Annotated in this window: 17 protein-coding genes, 1 pseudogene, 1 riboswitch and 2 other annotated features; of the genes and pseudogenes, 13 read left to right on the top strand and 5 right to left on the bottom strand. The window is 33.8% G+C overall.

Translation table 11 applies throughout. The features are described from left to right. Window positions 1-84: 84 nt before the first annotated feature. Window positions 85-341, top strand: a binding site (T-box leader). Window positions 342-426: 85 nt separating this feature from the next. Next, entirely contained in the window at window positions 427-1,986 is a 1,560-nt protein-coding gene (gene lysS / locus BLV40_RS10415) for a lysine--tRNA ligase (protein ID WP_090689602.1), read from the top strand. 264 nt (window positions 1,987-2,250) lie between these two features. On the opposite strand, the gene BLV40_RS10410 is transcribed toward lysS, so the two are convergent. The 4 genes from BLV40_RS10410 to BLV40_RS10395 form a co-directional block, all read right to left on the bottom strand. Continuing rightward, window positions 2,251-2,889 (bottom strand): class I SAM-dependent methyltransferase, encoded by a 639-nt coding sequence (locus BLV40_RS10410; RefSeq protein WP_090689599.1) that lies wholly within the window; start codon window positions 2,887-2,889, stop codon window positions 2,251-2,253. 189 nt (window positions 2,890-3,078) lie between these two features. Continuing rightward, window positions 3,079-3,684, bottom strand: a complete 606-nt coding sequence (locus BLV40_RS10405) for a response regulator transcription factor (RefSeq protein WP_026590961.1) — start codon at window positions 3,682-3,684, stop codon at window positions 3,079-3,081. A 34-nt stretch (window positions 3,685-3,718) separates the two neighbouring features. Continuing rightward, window positions 3,719-4,837, bottom strand: a complete 1,119-nt coding sequence (locus BLV40_RS10400; RefSeq protein WP_090689597.1) for a sensor histidine kinase — start codon at window positions 4,835-4,837, stop codon at window positions 3,719-3,721. A 124-nt stretch (window positions 4,838-4,961) separates the two neighbouring features. Next, a complete protein-coding gene (locus tag BLV40_RS10395; protein WP_090689594.1) occupies window positions 4,962-6,104 on the bottom strand; it encodes a DUF418 domain-containing protein in 1,143 nt (380 codons plus the stop codon). Between the two features lie 485 nt (window positions 6,105-6,589). Here BLV40_RS10395 and BLV40_RS10390 point away from each other — a divergent pair, with 485 nt between their 5' ends. The 12 genes and pseudogenes from BLV40_RS10390 to BLV40_RS10335 all read left to right on the top strand — a co-directional run bounded on the left by BLV40_RS10390 (window position 6,590) and on the right by BLV40_RS10335 (window position 20,323). After that, window positions 6,590-7,615: a homoserine dehydrogenase gene (locus BLV40_RS10390; RefSeq protein WP_090689591.1), complete on the top strand. Its 1,026-nt coding sequence runs from the start codon at window positions 6,590-6,592 to the stop codon at window positions 7,613-7,615. 153 nt (window positions 7,616-7,768) lie between these two features. After that, window positions 7,769-8,488 (top strand): MBL fold metallo-hydrolase, encoded by a 720-nt coding sequence (locus BLV40_RS10385; protein WP_090689589.1) that lies wholly within the window; start codon window positions 7,769-7,771, stop codon window positions 8,486-8,488. A gap of 99 nt (window positions 8,489-8,587) precedes the next feature. Next, window positions 8,588-8,696: riboswitch (TPP riboswitch) on the top strand. A 130-nt stretch (window positions 8,697-8,826) separates the two neighbouring features. Beyond that, window positions 8,827-9,516, top strand: a complete 690-nt coding sequence (tenA, locus tag BLV40_RS10380) for a thiaminase II (protein ID WP_090689587.1) — start codon at window positions 8,827-8,829, stop codon at window positions 9,514-9,516. A 260-nt stretch (window positions 9,517-9,776) separates the two neighbouring features. Beyond that, a complete protein-coding gene (locus tag BLV40_RS10375; RefSeq protein ID WP_139265514.1) occupies window positions 9,777-11,309 on the top strand; it encodes an alpha/beta hydrolase in 1,533 nt (510 codons plus the stop codon). A gap of 361 nt (window positions 11,310-11,670) precedes the next feature. Then, the gene (locus BLV40_RS10370; RefSeq protein WP_026590954.1) at window positions 11,671-12,438 is read left to right on the top strand and encodes a DUF3959 family protein; all 768 of its coding nucleotides are present in this window, start codon (window positions 11,671-11,673) and stop codon (window positions 12,436-12,438) included. A gap of 183 nt (window positions 12,439-12,621) precedes the next feature. After that, window positions 12,622-12,886, top strand: a binding site (T-box leader). An 81-nt stretch (window positions 12,887-12,967) separates the two neighbouring features. Continuing rightward, on the top strand, window positions 12,968-14,158 hold the full coding sequence (gene trpB, locus BLV40_RS10365; RefSeq protein ID WP_090689585.1) for a tryptophan synthase subunit beta: 1,191 nt from the start codon (window positions 12,968-12,970) through the stop codon (window positions 14,156-14,158). Window positions 14,159-14,414: 256 nt separating this feature from the next. Beyond that, on the top strand, window positions 14,415-14,831 hold the full coding sequence (locus tag BLV40_RS10360) for a DUF3995 domain-containing protein (protein ID WP_026590952.1): 417 nt from the start codon (window positions 14,415-14,417) through the stop codon (window positions 14,829-14,831). 69 nt (window positions 14,832-14,900) lie between these two features. Continuing rightward, complete coding sequence (locus BLV40_RS10355; protein ID WP_090689582.1) at window positions 14,901-15,932, top strand: DUF1835 domain-containing protein; 1,032 nt, start codon at window positions 14,901-14,903, stop codon at window positions 15,930-15,932. Between the two features lie 363 nt (window positions 15,933-16,295). Continuing rightward, window positions 16,296-16,712, top strand: a complete 417-nt coding sequence (locus BLV40_RS10350; protein WP_090689580.1) for a hypothetical protein — start codon at window positions 16,296-16,298, stop codon at window positions 16,710-16,712. Between the two features lie 207 nt (window positions 16,713-16,919). Next, on the top strand, window positions 16,920-18,155 hold the full coding sequence (locus BLV40_RS10345; protein ID WP_090689577.1) for a cytochrome P450 family protein: 1,236 nt from the start codon (window positions 16,920-16,922) through the stop codon (window positions 18,153-18,155). Window positions 18,156-18,429: 274 nt separating this feature from the next. Next, the gene (locus BLV40_RS10340; RefSeq protein ID WP_026590948.1) at window positions 18,430-19,701 is read left to right on the top strand and encodes an MFS transporter; all 1,272 of its coding nucleotides are present in this window, start codon (window positions 18,430-18,432) and stop codon (window positions 19,699-19,701) included. Further along, a pseudogene (locus tag BLV40_RS10335) lies at window positions 19,691-20,323 on the top strand (Vat family streptogramin A O-acetyltransferase). The gene BLV40_RS10340 and the pseudogene BLV40_RS10335 overlap by 11 nt, the downstream one beginning before the upstream one ends. A gap of 35 nt (window positions 20,324-20,358) precedes the next feature. Here the strand turns inward: BLV40_RS10335 and BLV40_RS10330 are convergent. After that, window positions 20,359-20,775 (bottom strand): hypothetical protein, encoded by a 417-nt coding sequence (locus BLV40_RS10330; protein ID WP_090689574.1) that lies wholly within the window; start codon window positions 20,773-20,775, stop codon window positions 20,359-20,361. Between the last annotated feature and the right edge of the window lie 5 nt (window positions 20,776-20,780).

The raw sequence follows: 20,780 nt of genomic DNA, 5'->3' as shown, positions 1-20,780 counted from the left end.
GAAAGGGGGCATACACCCTTTGTCTCAGAAAAATTTGACAATAAAAGTGTAGTAAATTATTATATGTAAAAATAACTTATAACAAAAATAGCAATGAAGAGAAGAGTAGTTAAGAATGATTGCATACAGAGAACTCCGGTAGCTGAGAAGGAGGAGTAAGAATCTTAATGAAAAAAGACTTGGAGCTTCGCAAGGAACTAATTAATTTAGGGATGATGCGGCGGGTTCTCCCGTTATAGAGATAGGGTATAAGCGAATTGAGCCGTACCTGAAGAGATTAATATGGTGACATATTAATAAACTGAGGTGGTACCACGAAGTAAACAACTCTCGTCCTCAAGATGAATAATCTTGGGGGTGGGAGTTTTTTTATTTTGAAAAAGAAGGTAGAAAATAAATATTAAATTTCATAGGGGTGAATTGTACATGCATTGGGCTTATCAAATAGCACATGAACTGATTCGAAAATATCCAAATAAAGAAACATTTGTATGCGCATCTGGAATTAGTCCTTCCGGTTCTGTTCATATAGGTAATTTTCGAGAAATCATTACGACTTACTTTGTTGTAAAAGCACTTCAAGATTTAGGCAAAAAGACACGATTTATATTTTCATGGGATGATTATGACCGGTTTAGAAAAGTTCCGAAAAACATTGATCCATCATTTAAGAAGTATATAGGTATGCCATACTGTGATATTCCAGATCCATATGGTTGTCATAAATCGTATGCAGAGCATTTTGAAAAAGAATTTGAAAAATCGTTGGAGGCTTTTGGAATTGAAGTAGAGTTTATTTATCAACATGAAGAATATAGAACTGGGAGATATAATCAACATATACTACACTCATTAAAAAGAAGAAAAGAAATCTACGATATATTAATGAAATTTAAAACGAGCGAATCGTCCGAAGATGAGCGAAAAACTTTTTATCCAATTACACTATATTGTAAGCAATGCTGCAAAGATTCAACAAAAATAACAAATTTTGATGAAACATTGGAAACAATCCAATATGAATGTGAGTGTGGGAATCGCAATGTATTATCAATAATGCAAACGAGTCATATAAAATTAAATTGGAAAATTGATTGGCCGATGAGATGGATGATGGAAGATGTGATTTTTGAACCAGGAGGTAGAGATCATTCAGCTGAAACAGGTAGTTATAATGTTTCGAAGGAGATAGTTAGAAAAATCTTTCATTATGAGGCACCACATTATGTTGCCTATGATTTTATCGGAATAAAAGGTGACAATCAAAAAATGTCTAGTTCTGCTGGGAATATAATTACTCCAAGTGAGTTATTGAATGTGTATGTGCCAGAAGTCATTCTATTTATGTTTTCAAAATATAAACCAAATGCTACATTCCATATTGGTATGGATGAGGATGTACTTCGCAATTATACAGAGTATGAAAGGTACACGGAATGTTATCAAAATAAAATGTTAAATAATGAAGATTTATGTGGTGCATTGAAGCTTTCAAGAACGAATACTGAAAAAGCTAGACTACCAAAGTTTAATCAAGTAGCAGGTATCTTACCATTAGTGAATTTTGATAATCAAATTTTACAGGAAGTATTAGCAAAAACAGATGCAGACTATAGCTTGATTGACATCATGAAAATAAGTAACCGTGTAGAACACTGGATTCGAAATTTACAGCCTCAAAAAATGATTGAAGTGAACCAAGAGAAAGATTGGGATTTTTACGAATTATTAGAAGACATACAGAAAAAATGGGTCTTGGAAGTTTGTGAAATAGTTCGTACGAATGTAAATAATCTCAATTTAATGGAACATATTTATGCAATTTGTCAGAATGAAAATAAAAAGGTAATGAAAGAGAATCAAAAATTACTTTTTAAAATCATTTATAGACTTGTTCTCAATCAACCGAGTGGTCCGAGGATACCTTTACTTATACATGTAATAGGTGTTGAAAAAATGGTATCATTATTAGATTTTCAAGACTAAGTAGAATGGTAAATAGATCACAGTTAAAAAAAGAAGAAGAAGGGGAATCGAGTATTTTACAACAAGCTTGAACGTGAAAAAGAGTTAAATATTTTTTTAATAACATAACTAGAACATAAGGACTTGTATTTACGAACCCTTATGTTCTTAAGAATGTAACTGAAAGATTACTGCATTTTTGTAAAGATGTTATCGCGTATAGGTTTTTGGACATTCATCATCGGTTAGTTTATAAAACCAATATTTTTTAAATTGCTAAATACTTTATTTTATTAACTTTCCCATACAAACTATCCCATTAGATCGATTTCCATTCATTGTAGTATACTCTACTTTCTCATATGCTAGTTGTTTAAAATCCCTCATCCATTCCTTTACTCGCTCTTCACTATGATGACGCAAAATAGCTTCATCTGGTAATTCAAATACACCGTATACATCATACTTTTGATAGAATTGTTCGTATCGTTTTACATTACGATCATCTTGATTTAATAGAAAGTCATTAATATAGACCACTCCATTAGGTTTTAAGACTCTTTTAATTTCATCTAAAATTTCTTGTTGTTCTTCGTTACTATGAACACAAGTTAGTACTGCAAATAATAGTACAGAGTCAAAAAAGTTATCAGAAAATGCTAGTTTTTTATCTTCAACGACACTAAAATGAATACTTGTATCGTCTAATTTTGCTCGTTTAATCATTTCTTCTGAGAAATCAACGCCATAAAGATTGGGAAAATGTGCTTTTCTTAACTGGCGTAATGTCCTTCCGTAGCCACATCCATAGTCTAAAATAGTAGCTCCTTGCTTTACATGTGTTTGAAATAAATCAAATCGAAAAGGGGTTGTAAATTGCTTTTCATGTGCGACCTCGTTCCAATATTGCTTTTGCTGTTTCATTGGTTATCCCATTCCTTTCTTGTAGTTTTCATTTGATTATAGTATTTGCACTAAGGAAAAAATAGACTTCAAAAACACTGAATTTTTTGATATGAGAAATAATATTTAAATTAACTAATAATAAACTTGTATTTTAAAAGGGAGGAAAAGGGATGTAATAGCATCCCTTTTTCTACACCGCATCTTACATCATATCCAACCTTTTTCATCAGCAATACGAATGGCTTGAAATCTTGATTCAGCTTCAAGTTTTTGAATGGAGGATGATAAATAATTTCTAACCGTTCCGTTTGTTAAATACAATGTTTTACCGATTTCTCTCGTTGTCATTCCAGTTTTAACCATACGGAGTATTTCTGCTTCACGGTCAGTTAGTGGGTTATCTTCTTTTAAAAACAGCGTAGCAGCTAGATCTGTACTTACTATACGTTCACCATTCATTACTTTATGAATCGCTTCAATAAGAAATTCAATTGGTTCGTCCTTTAGTAAATATGCTTCCACTTTTGCGTCCATAGCTTTTTGTAAGTATCCTGGACGAGCAAAAGTTGTAACAATCATTATTTTACAGGGATGTCCAATAGTTCTTAATTTTTCTGCGATTTCAAGTCCAGTAATGTCGGGGATCTCGATATCGAGAAGACACACATCGGGTCGATGTTTTGTAATAATGTTCCAAGCATCTAGCCCATTTGAAACATCTGCAATCACTTCAATGTCATCTTCTAGTTTTAATAGAGAAACGAGGGCTCCGCGAAGCATCTTTTGATCTTCCGCAATTACGATACGAATCATTTTACTGCCGCCTTTCTTGTATCGTTTTACAAGACTAATTTGATTTTACTAGGTTTGTTGAAATAGGTATCTTTAAAATTATCGTTGTGCCGTTGTTTCTTAATGTATGTATATCTACTGTGCCATGTATCATCTTCATTCGTTCCCGAATTGATTGAACTCCAAATCCAAGTGAATCATGTTGAAAGCCAATCCCATCATCGTGTATTTTTATTTGAAACCATTTTGTATCCATTTTTTGAACGATTGTACAATGGTTTGCTTGGCTATGCCTTAGAATATTTGTAATGGCTTCTCTTATAGAGAGGGCAACCATTGTTTCCGCAACATTTGTCAGCAAAGGTGCGTTTCCGGTTGCATGAATTGTGAATTGGATACCGGCTGTTCGTAATAACTCACGTAGGTGATTTAATTCACTTTCAATTGATATATATTTCATATCAGTAACAAGTTCACGTACTTGTTTTAATGCAAAACGTGATGTGTCTAAAATATCATTTAATTCCTGTTTCGCCTGTGTTGTGTCCTTTTCTATTAATCGTATTGTCAGTTCACTTTTCAGTTTAATCATTGTTAATGTTTGTCCGAGTGTATCATGAAGGTCTCTGGCAATGCGGTGTCTTTCTTCTTCTTGGATATATCTTTCAATTTGAGAGTTTGCGGCGCTTAGTTCTTTTTGTAAAGATTTTGCTTTTTCCCGGACGTGGATGACAAATGGCTGTATAAGTTGAAGAATAAAGACAAGAAGAAAAGAAGTTTTTAATATGGAAAAAGGCTGACCAAAGGTATACCAACTAACTAGAAAAAACATCATTGCGATACCTACTGTACCGATGCTGATATACAATTTAGATTGGGCTCTTCCTAATAAATTCCCGATGACAAAACCATACAAAAGTAGCCGTGATTCGATGAATATTGCAAGTAGTGCAAATAATACGCAGCTAAATAAACTAGAAAAGAGAAGGCGCCAATCTCTATACCACAATGCGAAGTAAAAAGACAACAAAACGAGCAGTAAAAGAACAATTTTTAAGAATAAGTTAATGGTTGTTTCTGCTCGAATTACATTGTAAATCAAAAGGACAATAAAAATAATATCTAAGTATAAGTACTTTTCAATTTGATCGTGGGGATAAATTTTTTTAAACATTTTACTATCCTCCTACTAAGATGGAATAAGACTTTATAATAAGTTCTATTTCATGGTAAAGTACACAAAATCTTAAAAAGAGCGATTCTTAGTGAGAATGGTGAAATCCCACTAAGAATCATTTTTACTTAATGAAACCAGATGTGTATCTTCGTGCGGCCTCCATTGGACCAAATTTAAATCTTGCTAGCCAAAATGTTGCGAAATACATTTCAAAGAAGCAGATACAAAGCCAAATAAAGACAATCGATAATGAGTTCATTTTCCCGCCAAGGCTAAAGCCCCAACCGTAAAAGAGAATGGAAGAAAGAATATTTTGAAGAACATAACAGCTAAGAGACATTTTTCCTACATTTTCAAGGCGCTGCCATAACCAAAAGTGTTCAAATCTTTCTATCATTTTAGCAATCAATGCAATATACAAAATAGAAAGGAAAGGTGCAAATAAATAGCGAGCTGGTAAATCAAAGATACCGCCTGGAATAAAGATTAACAGATTGAGAGGGACACCAATCATAATGCCGATGTTAAGCATTTTTGTACGAATTCTTTTCCCTTTTTCATCAGGGGAGAAGGCGCCAGCGCGCATAAGACGTATTCCTAATAGGAAAAGGACAATATTCATTGGGATAACAAAAATTACTTCTAGTCGATTTGCGATAAAGTTTGTTAGGCGATAATGGATTTGTTCAAACCAAGTTCCATCACTATAAAGGGTTATAATTTCATTAGCGTTACCTAGTGAAATGTTACTTCCTATGAATTTTAAATATATAAATATAGCAAGAATGAAAAGCATAGCAGTCCCGTGAAAGATACCTATCATTTTCATAGCTCGATTAATCCATTTGTCACCAAGTTTAATAATAAAAGCAACAATTATTGCGGTTATTCCGTAACTCATTAAAATATCATATTCCATAACTAAGGTGAAATGAATGAAACCTTCTAATAAAAGTACAAAAGAAGTCCATAGGTAAACGCCAGGCCATGTATTGCCTTTGCGTAAAGATTGTTGGTATTTGAGTTCAAGTCCTATACCAAACATAATTGTTAATAAACCGAGAAGTTTTCCGTTCACAAAAAATAGAACGAATAGACGAATGAAATCATTAACTGACATCCACCAAATTGCATGATCGAACGTAAAGATATAAGAAACATCCCCTAGATATGCAAAAATCCAAATGTTTGTACCAAGTGTTCCTAATACAGCAAAGCCCCTTAATATATCAAGCAAACGAATTCTTTTGTTGTTATTACTCATTATTTTCCTCTTTTCTTATGATTTTGTCATTATTGTATCTTTAAAAAGGAATATTTTGTATGCACAGGTGTCAGTTAAAGCAAATGACACCTGTCATATAGGAAAAGAAATGAAGTATTAAAATAGTCATGCAATGATTTCTTAAAAATAAGTAAGAAAAAATATGGTAGTATATGTTTACGTAGAGGTTATAAGAAAGAAATGAAAAAATGGTTAAAAAATCGTAACAAGCCTAAGTGCCTGTTCTTCCTCTGAAGAAAATAAACGGCCTACGAACGGCATGGTAATGATTGGGGACGAACAATTTACTTTACCTGTTTTTGAACGTTACAAAGATTTACCAAAATAACTGGATCCATATTTATATTGAAATGTAACAGCTCCTTCAAATTCTTTTGAGGGAGCTTTACTTCGTGAATCACAGCGTACTTTCAGAGTATAATGAAGTTAACTTTAAAAATAGCATAATAGCCTGAGGTGATAATATGAGGATAAATATAGTGATATCTGGATATGGAACTGTTGGAAAAGAGTTTGTAAGATTAGTATTTGAGAAAGCTTCATATATAAAAGAGATGTACAGGATAGAACTTGTTTGTACTGGAGTTATTGGAAGTACAGTCAATCTCTATAACGGCAACGGTTTACATATAAAAGAATTATTAACGTATGGTACAGGTTCTTATGCGTTGGGGAAATATCTCAGCCGCTATCCACTTGATAATAGTGAAAAAATTCCTGTTGGTCATGTATTAATAGAATCAACACCAACTAATTTTCAAACTGGTGAACCTGGAAGAACGTATATCGAAACAGCGATTGAAAACCATATGGATGTAGTAGCTATTTCGAAAGGAGCACTTGTTACCGCGTGGAAAGAAATAAAGGAAAAAGCAACACAAGCAAACGCAAGCATTCGTTACGGTGGGGCAACTGCAGCTGCACTCCCCACGTTAGATATTGGACAATTTAGTTTAGCTGGATGTCAAATTGAGAGTATAGAAGGTATTTTAAATGGGACGACAAATTATATTCTTACAAAGATGTACGAAGAAGATATAACATTTGAGGAAGCATTGTATCAAGCTCAGCAAAAAGGAATCGCTGAAACAAAATCATCATTAGACATAAGTGGAATGGATAGTGCATGTAAACTCTTATTATTGGCAAATAGTCTGCTGCAAGCAGAGTGTTCATTAAATTCTATATCTATAAAAGGAATAGAGAGCATTACGAAACAAGATATACTGAAAGCAAAAGAACAAGGTAAATCTTTGAAACTAATTGGATCGGTATATAAAGATCATTCAGGAAATCTGAAACTTGAAGTATGCCCGCGTGAAATAGAGAAAGGACATCCATTGGCTTATGTAAATGGAACGGAAAAAGGAATTACTTTTCATACTGATACGATGGGGAAAGTTACTTCAATCGGGGGAGCCTCGAGTCCAAGAGGAGCAGCAGCGGCAGCTCTGAAAGACTTAATTAATTTGTATCGAAAAGATGTGTGATGAAAAAATCTAGTTTTAGATTAAAATACATTGACAAATAAATGTTTTTATGTTATTATCAATTATTTAACAATTGATTTAAAAACCTTGGCGTGATACATTTTAGTAAGTAAAATAACTTCACTAATTTATGTACCGAGGGGGACTTGTAATATGAAAATAGAAAACGGTCTAGCTGTGTTGAAATTAAAAATTCAAGAATTCGAATTAAATCCAACATTACTTTGGGATGGAAAAAAAGCTATATTAGTCGATACTGGTATGCCGGGCCAATTAGAAGCGATTTGCGATACGATGATTGGTATTGGAGTGCCTTTTGAACAATTACAAGCAGTGATTTTAACCCATCAAGATATAGACCATATTGGAAGTCTTCCTGAATTACAGCAGAAAGCAGATCATTTTATTGAAGTGTACGCCCATGAATTGGACAAACCTTACATTGAAGGACAGCTGCCCCTTATTAAAGGAGATCCAAATAAAATGAGTGAAGAGAAATGGGCGGCACTTCCAGATGTTGTGCAAGCACTATATAAAAATCCGCCGACAGCTAAAGTAAATTGGACATTAGAAGATGGACAAAGACTACCATTTTTAGAGGGTATCGAAGTGATTCATACTCCAGGACATACTCCAGGACATATCAGTTTATATAGTGAAAAATATAAAACATTAATTGTGGGTGACGCGATGGTATGCGTTGATGGAAACTTAAAAGGACCTGTTCCGCACACAACGCCAGACATGAAAAAAGCTACAGAATCACTTAGAAGATTTTTAGAATTTGATATAGAGACGGTAATTTGTTATCACGGTGGTATTTGTAATTCAAATGTGAAGGAGCAAATTGAGAGATTAGTAGAAGATAGATAACATTTGTGCACTTATATATTATAAGTGTTAAATTTATGAATCATATTTGATAGTATTCCAGAATATGTTATGATAAATATCGAGTTAAATAGTTTATATGTGATCCACTAGGGGTGCCTCTATATAGGCTGAGATCAAAAATATATTTTTGAGACCCTTAGGACCTGATCTGGGTAATACTGGCGTAGGGAAGTGGAAGTGACAGAAGAGGATATTTATTAAAATATTGATGATGTCCAAACCACTTTCTTTACGTGTGTAAAGAAAGTTTTTTTATTTTGTACATCTATTTGAAGTAGGTGCAAGTTTTAATCAAAACGTTTATGGGAGGGTTTATCATGTCATTTTCACAGTTATTACGTAAAGAAGTTAATCCGATTTGGGAAGCAAGTTTTAATCATCCGTTTGTTACAAAACTAGGAGATGGAACATTAGATGTAGCTAGTTTCCGCTATTATGTTCTGCAAGATTCATATTATCTAAGTCATTTCGCAAGAGTCCAATCGTTAGGAGCAGCGAAAGCTATTGAATTAGAAACAACGGCTCGTATGGCACACCATGCACAAAATACATATCAGGCTGAATTATCACTACATGAGAATTTTGCGAAAAAACTAGGTATTACGGCGGAAGAAAAAGAATCATTCGTTCCTGCTCCAACTGCTTATGCATATACATCACATATGTATCGTGCTGCATATGAAGGACATTTAGGGCATATTATCGCAGCAATTTTGCCGTGCTATTGGCTTTATTATGAAATTGGTGAACGTTTAAAAGAATGTCAACCTAAAGAACCGATTTATCAAGAATGGATTTCCGCATATGGCTCTGACTGGTTCCGTACTTTAGTAGAAGAGCAAATTGCTAGATTAGATGCGATTGCGGAAACAGTAACAGAAGCTGATCGTAAGCGAATGAAACAACACTTTGTAATTAGCAGTCAATATGAATATTCATTTTGGGAGATGGCTTACACATTAGAAAAGTGGCCAGTGGAAGAACAAGTAGAAGATGTAGGTGTATAAGGAAAAGATAGATGCAAGGGTATAGAAAATGACTAACTTAGTTTAGTCATTTTTTTGTATGGATTTATCCATGTAATCAATTAATTTTAGTAATTAATTGATTACATATTATAAAAAAATTACACAATAAAAAAGAGGTAGAAGGTAGTTTATATTGAATGTTAGGGAGGAGAGATTATTAATCTCTTTAACACTTTTTATTTCCTTACAATACTAAATGTTGTATTAAAAAAATTTAATTTTGAAAGGAGTCAATAAATATGAGAATGAGAAAACGAATAGGGAATAAGTTTTTACTCGTTAGTACAATTTGTATGATAAGTGTTCCTTTTGTTTCACATGCTGAGGAAGAAATTTCACCTACAAATTTCGCTATTTCTTCAAGTCTGTATGAGGGGGGGGATACAGATGTATTGAAAACAAGTTTTTATCCCAATACATATAATAATCCGTTCAACCATCCATTCATCTCAATGTTAAAAGAGTCAAACTCAAATATGAAAGAAATAGACAATGCGGATGATGAAAATCCTGTTATATCTACTACTCTTAAATTTATCCGTTATATGCATACTGAAAATTATAAATCTGCATTTGATTTAACTTCTCGCTCTTTACAGAAGATAATATCTGAAGAATGGCTGGAGAGTTATTGGAAGGGACTCCCGGTACAATTACAAGCAGGTTCTTTTATTGGCATTGGAGAGGTAAAACAAAAAGAGACAAATTCCGTTCATACAAATGTAGAGATTGGATTGGTTTTTGAAAAATTTACTGTGCCTTTACTAATTAAATTAGATCCATCTGGAAAAACAGATGACTTTCAACTTAGTATGTCGTATCGTACTGTTGCAGAGCGACCATCATATAGTAAGCCGGAATCATTTGTTGAAAAAGAAGTAGTAGTCGGAAGTGGCGCGTTTCCATTACCAGGAACATTGTCTGTTCCAAAGGGAGAGGGGCCGTTCCCAGCGGTAATTCTTGTTCAAGGATCTGGAGCAAGCGATCAGGATGAAACTGCGTTTGCTTTAAAACCATTTCGCGATTTAGCTGAAGGTCTTGCTTCGAAGGGAATTGCTGTTCTTCGTTATAATAAAAGAACATATGAACATGGATTGAAGACACAATTTAGTCCTTTTTATACAGTTGATAAAGAGACAACGGATGATGCACTTCTTGCAACTCGTTTTCTTCAAAATGAATCTATGATAGATAAGAATCAAATTTATATTCTTGGCCATAGTCAAGGTGGAATGATGGTTCCGAAAATGATCGAAAAAGACCAAAATCAAAATATTGCTGGAGCAATTGTGATGGGAGGACCGGCTCGTACGATCCAAGATGTTGTTTTGGATCAGCTTGAGTATCTTTTTTCTATTGGAGGAATGAAACCTGAAGAATATAAATTTTACAAATCGCAATTTGAATTATTAAATGATCCTAATTTTTCTAGCAAAAACCCTCCAAAAGATTTTTATTTAGGATCACCAGTATTTTGGGATTCTATCCGTAAAACTAAAGCAGCAGAAATGTCCAAAGAACAAAAGACACCTCTTCTTATTATTCAAGGAGAAAGAGACTATCAAGTTCAATCAAAAATCGAAATTCCTCTTTGGAAAGAACAATTAAAAGAACGAGATAACGTAGATTATCGACTGTATCCGAAGTTAAATCACTTCTTTACAGAAGGTGATGGGGAATTAAGTAGACCGGATGAATATTATAGTCCTGCCAATATCCCTGAGTATGTTATTAATGATATCGCTACTTGGATGCAAGAAAGATCGAAATAAGAATAAGGACAGTATCATTTAATTACGATTTTTTACATGTAAGATAAAATCATTTTTAAAATACCAACTTTTGGATAGAAAAAGAACAAGAAGTAGTACAATAGGCTAATTTGAAAATCCCGCTAATTTACAAATAGCGGGATTTGTCATTTCTTTATACAAATCTAGATCTCTATTGTCAAGTATAGCCTTGTTTTTTTGTTTACTTTTTAGTACTAGTAGGATTAAGATGTTTTTTAGGAATGTTATTATTTGCATGCATATACACGAAAATTTGGTGGAAGTGAGAAACATGCTAAAAAACAAGAAAATTTGCTTAGTAATATAGAAGAAAGATAGAAAAAAGAAAGGGATGAGAGTTTTGAAGAAACTTGATGTGCTTTTAATGGTACTCAGCTTCCTGTTCCCAATTGCAGGTATTATGAAAAAAATTCCTCTTGAATTGTCATTTTATTTAGGAGGACTGTTGTTTTTCACGAGCTTTGGAAGCTATTATGCAAAACGAATGTATTCACGAATATGTAGTTGGCTCGCTTACACTATATTTATCACATTCTTGCTCTCAATTTGGAACCAATACGTAACAACTAGCTCGTTACTAGCAAACGCAAAAATCGCTGCATGTATTGCGGTAATTCCACTTATACTCCGATTCCGTACCTATGCAATTACTTTAGGATTACTGACATTATGGGGTGGTTTATTGTGGGATATAAAACAAACCCAATCATTAGCTGTTCTTGGACGTGTTCTGAACTTATTAACTTCAGAACGACTGTATCTACTCTTACTAGTAGTCGGATTTATACTTGGTGGGTTGTTTGCCAACATGCTAAAGCGTGGTAGTATCAATGAAAAACAAGAAACAACAAATCTATTCAAACAAAAAAAGAAACGAATTAAACCGAATTTTAAAATTCGCATTCCGAGTTTACCAAGATTGAAGGTGAAGATACCAAAGTTCAGTAGAAAATCTTCTAACCCAAAAGAAACACGTACGTATGAACCAAATCGTGAAGAAAGAGTGCCAATGTATCATACAACGCAAACGGAGCATCAACATCATGAAATAGAAACAACGCAAGGTCAAACAAGAATGGAACGAAGAAGAAATCGTTATAATGCGTAGAGGAGATTCCTAGACAAATATTTAAAAACGCAATGCCCTATTTTATGATAAAAGGGTACTGCGTTTTTTTAATTACGTATATTAGATATTCCTTCTAGATTCTGATGAAAAAAGCGATTGAATTTTCAAATTTTATTGACAAAACATAAACAATCGGATAATATCATATTTAAATTTAAATAATAAAAATCGTTGACTAAGAAAAGTACGTTTAATTGATGCGTTACAGAGAGCTGGAGATGGTGCGATCCAGTACGATAGATTATACTGAATGGGCTTAGGAGAGGTACGCTGAAACGTTAGGAGTATGCGACCCGGGTTCCGCCGTTATAAGGATGAGGATATCGAATTTGTTTTTCCGTATCCAAAAACGAGAGGGTTCTTAGTCTATGTGACAAAGAATCAAAAGAGGTGGCACCACGGTATAATCGTATATATCGCCCTCTACATGCTTTAATGCATGTAGGGGGCTTTTTGCGTTCACACGCTTTTTTTATTCAACAATTAATAACTAAAGGGAGGAAGTAACATGAATTTATTACATGCGGAAAATGGATATTTTGGAAAATTCGGAGGTAGTTTTGTACCAGAACAACTACAAGAGGCTTTAATTCATCTAGAGGATGCATTTAATCAATATAAAGATGATCCAGAGTTTATAAAAGAATATGAATACTATCTCAAAGAATATGTAGGGCGGCCTAATCCACTTTACTATGCAAAGCGTTTGAGTGAAGAAATTGGTGGTGCAAAAATCTATTTGAAAAGAGAAGATCTTAATCATACTGGAGCACATAAAATTAACAATGTATTAGGACAAATTTTACTCGCAAAGAGAATGGGAGCAAAACGTATCATTGCAGAGACTGGAGCGGGACAGCATGGAGTGGCTACAGCTACTGCATGCGCTATGTTCGGAATAGATTGCACGATTTATATGGGAGGAATGGATACAGGACGTCAACAATTAAATGTATTTCGTATGGAATTATTAGGGGCAAAGGTAATTGCTGTACAAGAAGGGGGACGCACTCTGAAAGAAGCAGTAGATGCGGCGCTTGAAGATTACGCTCAAAACTATGAAAGTACATTTTATTTATTAGGTTCTGCACTGGGACCACATCCGTATCCAACAATTGTTCGTCATTTCCAAGCGGTAATTGGAAGAGAAGCAAGAGCACAGCACATTGAAAAAGAACAACGTCTACCTGATTATTTGGTTGCTTGTGTAGGTGGTGGAAGTAATGCGATTGGTTTATTTGCCCCATTTTATAATGATAAAGAAGTAAATATGGTAGGTGTTGAACCAGGTGGTAAAGGGATTGAAACAGGTATGCATGCAGCACCACTTACAGCAGGAGAGCCTGGTATTATCCACGGATTTAAGTGTTATATGATGAAAGACGAGAATGGAGAAATTGCAGATGCACACTCCATTGCCGCGGGATTGGACTATCAAGGTGTTGGACCAGAGCATAGTTATTATAAAGAAACAGGTCGTGCAGAATATGTAGCAATTAATGATAACGAAGCGATAGAAGCGTTTCATAAATTGTCTCGTGTAGAAGGTATTATTCCTGCATTAGAAAGTTCCCATGCAGTGGCGTATGCAATGAAATTAGCAGCAACTTTACGAAACGATCAAAGTATTATTGTTAATTTATCGGGACGCGGTGATAAAGATGTACAACAAGTGTTTGAAATGAATAATCGAAAATAAATGTATGTCGAAGGATTTAAAAAGCGATTTTCGGTTCAGTTTTGGGCAGAAAATCGCTTTTCTATGTGTTTTTTTCTTGTGAATTTAGCATACTTACATTTATCCCGCATTAACGAGCATTTGGTTCAACTAATAATTAAGGCCCCTCTCTGATTAAAGTTTCACTTTATTGTACGGTTTTAAAATAGGTTGCTAAGTATTATTTTATTTAATATTCTTAAGTGGGGTAGAGAATACATTGTTGGAGGTGTTAATATTGCTTATTATCATCGCTATATCAGCATGTCTTTTAATGTGTATTAGTATATTGCATGTTTACTGGGCATTTGGCGGAAAATGGGGGATAAATGCAGTGATTCCAACTGAGTCAGGAGAAAAAACTTTCACTCCTGGAATGGGTATGACATTATTAGTTGCGCTCTTATTAAGCATTGCAGCTTTATTTTTACTATGGGAGATAGAAATAATTCCTTCATTTATCCCTCAAATGATCATTCGAAGTGGTTCTTGGATTTGTATGTTGGTGTTTGGGTTAAGAGTGGTTGGAGAATTTAATTATTTTGGCATCTTTAAAAAGAAAAAAGATACGTATTTTGCTAAAATGGACAGCATGTTGTTTATTCCACTATGTGCTTTTTTATCTTTTTCATTCTTTTTAGCTATTATTTCATAAAAAAACAAAGAGGTTATTTTATATATGTTACACTAAACATTATAGCATTTTATGAATAGAGGGAAATAAATGATAGAAACAATAGAAAAAATAAAAAAAGTCGTCAATGAAATGCAAGAAGATGAAGCGAAAGAGTTACTTCAAGGTATTTTAGTGCAATTAGATTTGTTAAAAAATAATTACAACGAAGACTCATTTACATATTTAACGAGCATTCCGAACGAATTGATAGATGATAAATTGCATAAGAAAAATATATCCGAGAGCACGCACATTCATATTACTTTTGGGGAATCTAGTGCAGGTTGTTTAAAGTACATGTTAAAGAAAAAGAAATTGCAGCAAGAGTATGCTATTTCATTTTCAGAGTTTTTTTCGATTGGTCCAATCAATCAGCTGGAGACAATCGCTGGACAACATTTGAGACAGCAATGGTTATCGAAAAACTTAAATTTAGAAGATTTATATTTTGAAGAAGAATATTTACCAAAGTTTATTCAATCATTAAAAGAACTACAGTCTATTCCAAGGGATACGCCAATTACGATTTGGAGTGGAGAGAATGCAAATGAACATGTTGGACTATGTTTTGCAATTGTTCATTTGAGAAATAAGAAAAATATTCGAATCATTAATACAGCAGAGGCTCATAAAGGGTTGTTTCAAAAAGAGAATGAAATTTATGGGATTCACGGGACGAGTGCGTTAACGCCCGAGCAGCTAGCAACAATTTATGAGACGTATGAGAAGGGTACAGTACTTACTGAAAAATCGCGACAACAATTTGAACAAGAATGGCAGCGGTTTTCTGAAACGAAAAATTTATTACGAATTTGGGAAAATCATAAAGTTTCATCTGTGCAAGAAACTTACTTCGATTCTTTTATCATTGAATGTGCAAAGAACCTGGAGAGAGAAAGAGCAGAAGAACAATTTTATAAATCAGCGAGGCTTATTGGAGAAGTTCTTGGTCAGATAGAACAGTCAGTTGGCGATGTTTTTCTTGAATATCGTTTGCGTACGTTAATTAAACAAGGTGTATTCGAAATGGAAGGGACTTTGGAAGGGATGCGCTATTATAGTGTTCGGTTAAAAAAGTGACAAACATTAGGTGCTGTTTCGAATGTAGTGTAGGTAATGTATACTGGTTAATTAATAGCAAAAAAGTGCTTATGTCATGTCACATAGGCACTTTTTTTGTATACAGAAGTTTTTATATTAGATATCGTATTGACGTTTGAATTTAAAAATCTCTGTGCTTTATAAAAAGTTTAATCAAAACTCATTTCGACCTCTTTGATTTAAGAGATAAAGTTTTACATCTTTTTTACTTCAAGAAGAGAAGAGTGGTTGATTGAATCCTTAAATCTCTCCGCGTTATTTTGGGCTACATAAATAAGCTACATATAAAAGCAATCCAACATATGTTGGATAAAGTAATAAATCATAGGAGGTGATTTTGTTATGTATAATCAACAAACTTATTTTCCATATGTAGATTATAATCAAACAACATACTATAATCCGCAAATTTCTGGCTATGAAACATCTGATGAAATGAGGGATGTGGAACTTGAGGAATATCGACCTGATGATGCAGAAGATGCACCCACGTCACCACCACCATCTCAAGCTCCTTCTGTACCATCAACGTTCGCTGCTCCTGCACAAAGCGGTAATATAAAATCATGGATGTGTAATTGTTTAGGGAGATGGGGATACTTACGTTTACACCGACCAGGTCCGTTTGGAAGAGATTTATGGTTTTTCCCAACTGAGGTAAGAAGAAATGGAGTATCAGGTTACACATGGCGAGCTGGTCGTCGCCAAAAAGTTAGTTATCGATATCAACAAATTAGTAATTTCATGTGCTTTGCTTAGCAAAAAATAAACTAAGAAAAAAGAATTTTAGCAGGCGAGAGGAAAATGCTTTCTTCTTGCCTGCTTTTTTTTGAAAATGCCATTATTTAATTGTTTTTCAATATATAAAGTAAGATTATAACAAAAAATTTACAATTTTCTTATTTTTGTTAAGTTATAATTTATATTGAATTGATTTTTACAAATACATGAAAGTGGGGGAGTGCAATGTCTTTAAAAAACAAGGTTGGTAGAAAAATAGAAGATGGTATTCATTTAGCTTCTGCAGATTTTAAAGAAGATGCTTATGAGATTTATAAAGAATCACGTAAATTACAACCTATTTTATTCGTATGTAAGAGTGAATTGTGGACAGAATGGCTTATTACAAGATATGAAGATGCATTACCACTTTTAAAGGATTCTCGCTTGAAAAAAAATCCCGAAAATGTATTTTCTCAAGAGGGGTTAAAACCATTTCATTCTCTTGAGAATAGTGACTATTTAACGAAGCATATGTTAAATTCAGATTCACCTGATCATAGTCGTTTGCGAGCACTTGTTCAAAAAGCGTTTACTCCTAAAATGATTTCACAATTAGATGAACGTATTCAGAATATCGCAGATACTTTATTAGACCGAGTAGAACATACAAATTCTCTGAACCTTGTGAATGATTATGCATTCCCATTACCAATCAATGTAATTAGTGAAATGCTCGGTATTCCAAAAGAAGATCAAGAAAAATTTAGAGTGTGGTCACATGAGGTAATTGCTTCACCTGAAACGCCAGAAGAGATAAAGGATAATGAAATAAAATTATCTGAGTTTATTACATATCTTCAATATTTGGTTGATGTGAAAAGAAAAGAGCCGAAAGAAGACTTAGTTAGTGCATTAATTCAAGCTGAAAGTGAAGGAAGTAAGTTAAGTGCGCCAGAGCTTTATTCAATGATTATGTTACTTATTGTAGCCGGGCATGAAACAACTGTGAATCTAATTACAAATACTGTATTAGCTTTACTAGAGAATACAGATCAACTACAGTTATTAAAAGAAAAGCCAGAGTTTATTGATTCAGCAATTGAAGAAGGATTACGTTATTATTCTCCAGTTGAAATTACGACGGCACGTTGGGCATCTGAACCTTTTGTAATTCATGATCAAGAGATTCAAAAGGGGGATATGGTAATCATTTCACTAGCATCAGCAAATCGTGATGAGAATGTCTTTATGAATCCGGACGTATTTGATATTACGAGGGAAAATAACCGCCACATTGCATTTGGACATGGAAGTCATTTTTGTTTAGGAGCACCGCTTGCTCGTTTAGAAGCAAAAATTGCAATTGCTACATTGCTAAAACGTATGCCTAATATACAAATAAAAGGTGAGCGAGAAAAAATTAAGTGGCAGGGGAATTATTTAATGCGATCTTTAGAGGAATTACCATTATCTTTCTAGAATAGGTATTTGAGACATGCATATATTTTAAATTGTTCACATAGAGTATGTATGTGTAATTTTAAATCGAAACGGAAGGGTGAAGACATCCCAATGATCAACTAATTCTATTTTTCAAGAAATCTTCGTTAAAAAACGAAATATTCTTCTGAATAGGATTAGTATGTACATTTTTATATGTAAAAGGGATGTATTTTCGCGCTGCGAATAGACCTGTCTTTTATAATATGATTGTGCTGCCTCCTATTTAGAATGTGGAATAGGAGGCTTTTTTATGTCAATGGATGTAGAAACAAAACAAAAGGCTAGTGTATCTGTAGTATTAAAAAATCGATTTGTGCAAGCAATTATTGCTTCAGCATTATTTCTCCAGATAGGAATTTGGATCCGAAACTTTGCGGTACTGCTGTATGTAATGGATATGACGAATGGTGATGCATTTGCTATTTCAATGATTTCAGTTGCAGAATTTGCACCAATTTTTATTTTTTCATTTATAGGAGGCACATTCGCGGATAGGTGGAAACCAAAAAGAACGATGATTTGGTGCGAAGCTTTAAGTTCTTTATCAGTATTTGCAGTATTGCTTACGCTGATCTTTGGAAGTTGGAAAGTTGTATTTTTCGTCACACTTATCTCTGCAATTCTTTCGCAATTTTCACAGCCTTCAGGTATGAAATTATTTAAACAACATCTATCTACAGAAGAAGTACAGTTGGCTATGTCATTATATCAAACCATTTTTGCGATTTTCATGGTATTAGGTCCTATACTTGGAACGTTTATATTTCAAGCCTTCGGAATTTACACTTCTATTATTGTGACAGGTATTGCTTTTTTATTTGCGGCTTTAGTTTTGTTATTTCTGCCAAAAGATGTTGAAGAACAAGAAGAAAAGAAAAAAATGAGTTTGCTGCAAGAAATGGTGGATGGAATTAAATATGTAAAAGCAAAGAAAGCATTAACATTACTCGGTATTTGTTTTATGGCAGCAGGATTAGGGATTGGACTGATTCAGCCACTCGGTATTTTTATCGTGACAGAACAATTAGATCTATCAAAAGAAAGCTTACAATGGCTATTAACTGTAAATGGTGCTGGAATGATTATTGGCGGAGCTTTAGCGATGGTATTTGCGAAAAATATTGCGCCGCAAAAGATGTTAATTTTAGGAATGTTAGCACAGGCAATTGGCATCGGTATCATTGGGTTTTCTACAAATTTATGGATCACACTTATCGCTCAGTTTTTCAGTGGTTTAGCTCTTCCTTGTATCCAAATTGGGATAAACACACTTATTATTCAAAATTCGGATACAGACTTTATTGGACGGGTAAATGGAATTTTGAGTCCTTTATTTACAGGTTCAATGGTATTAACGATGAGCATTGCTGGTTCATTAAAAGAAGTATTTTCACTAAGTACAATGTATGAAGGAACAGCATTACTATTTATTATTGGTTCATTATTTATTTTACCAATATATAATTTGAAACCAGTAGTAGGAACTTCAAATGAGGAGGGTGTCGTCCAACATGAATCCTAATCCGAATGTGAAATATCCTATCGAAAGTAACAAGAGTGTTCATTTTATTAAAAATACAATAACAAAACCAAATATTATTGTTGGAGATTATTCTTATTATGATTCGAAAAACGGGGAAACATTTGAAGATCAAGTGCTATATCATTATGAAATTTTTGGAGACCGATTGGTTATGGGGAAATTTTGCTGCATAGCACCCGGTGTTACATTTATAATGAATAGCGCAAATCATAGAATGGATGGATTTTCAGCGTATCCATTTAATATTTTCGGTCATGGATGGGAAAGATTCACACCGGAACTTTCTGACTTACCATTTAAAGGAGATATGGTTATTGGAAATGATGTATGAATTGGTATGGATGCGACAATTATGCCTGGAGTGAAGATAGGGGACGGAGCAATTATTGCTACAAAATCTGTTGTCACTAAAGATATTCCACCGTACACAATTGTCGGTGGCAATCCTGCCGTTGAAATTAAAAAGAGATTTTCAGACGAAATCATAAATGGACTATTAGAAATAAAGTGGTGGCACTTGGATATAAAAATTATTTCTGAAAATATTAATGCGATTGTAAGTGGGGATATGGAAGCGTTGAAAAAATTATCAGACGCTTAAGTGTGAAAAATATGCAAAAAAGGAGGGCTCCATGATTAAAGATGAGTCCTCCTTTTTTCATTCATTTTATCAATTTTATAAACAAAACCACCATCACACCATAAGTCGTAACAAAATGTTTCTGGTTTAGATAGAAGGGTTTGGGAGCGCTCAACCCACCTTAAAATATCTGTATTCGTTGAATTTGCAGCACTTTGTAAGATATTTTGAAGTGATTCTATATTATATGTATTTCCGCTAGTCCGAATAGCATCTCCAACTAATAGATATAAACAATAAAGAAAAAAAACTTGGTTGGGGCAATTTGTATCACTTGCAATATTCAGTATCATTTCCGCGACATTAGTGATATTGCATACCGATAAGTCCCAGTCTTGTTCAGGGAAAATAGCATCTTCGGTATAAGCCCATTCAATAATTTCTTTCGTTGTTGGATTCCACGGATCTTTCATTATGC

This window comes from Bacillus sp. 166amftsu, assembly GCF_900107445.1.
Taxonomy (GTDB): Bacteria; Bacillota; Bacilli; order Bacillales; family Bacillaceae_G; genus Bacillus_A; species Bacillus_A arachidis.
The sequence above is the reverse complement of the archived record's forward strand: the minus strand, read 5'-3'. Positions and strand labels throughout refer to the sequence as shown.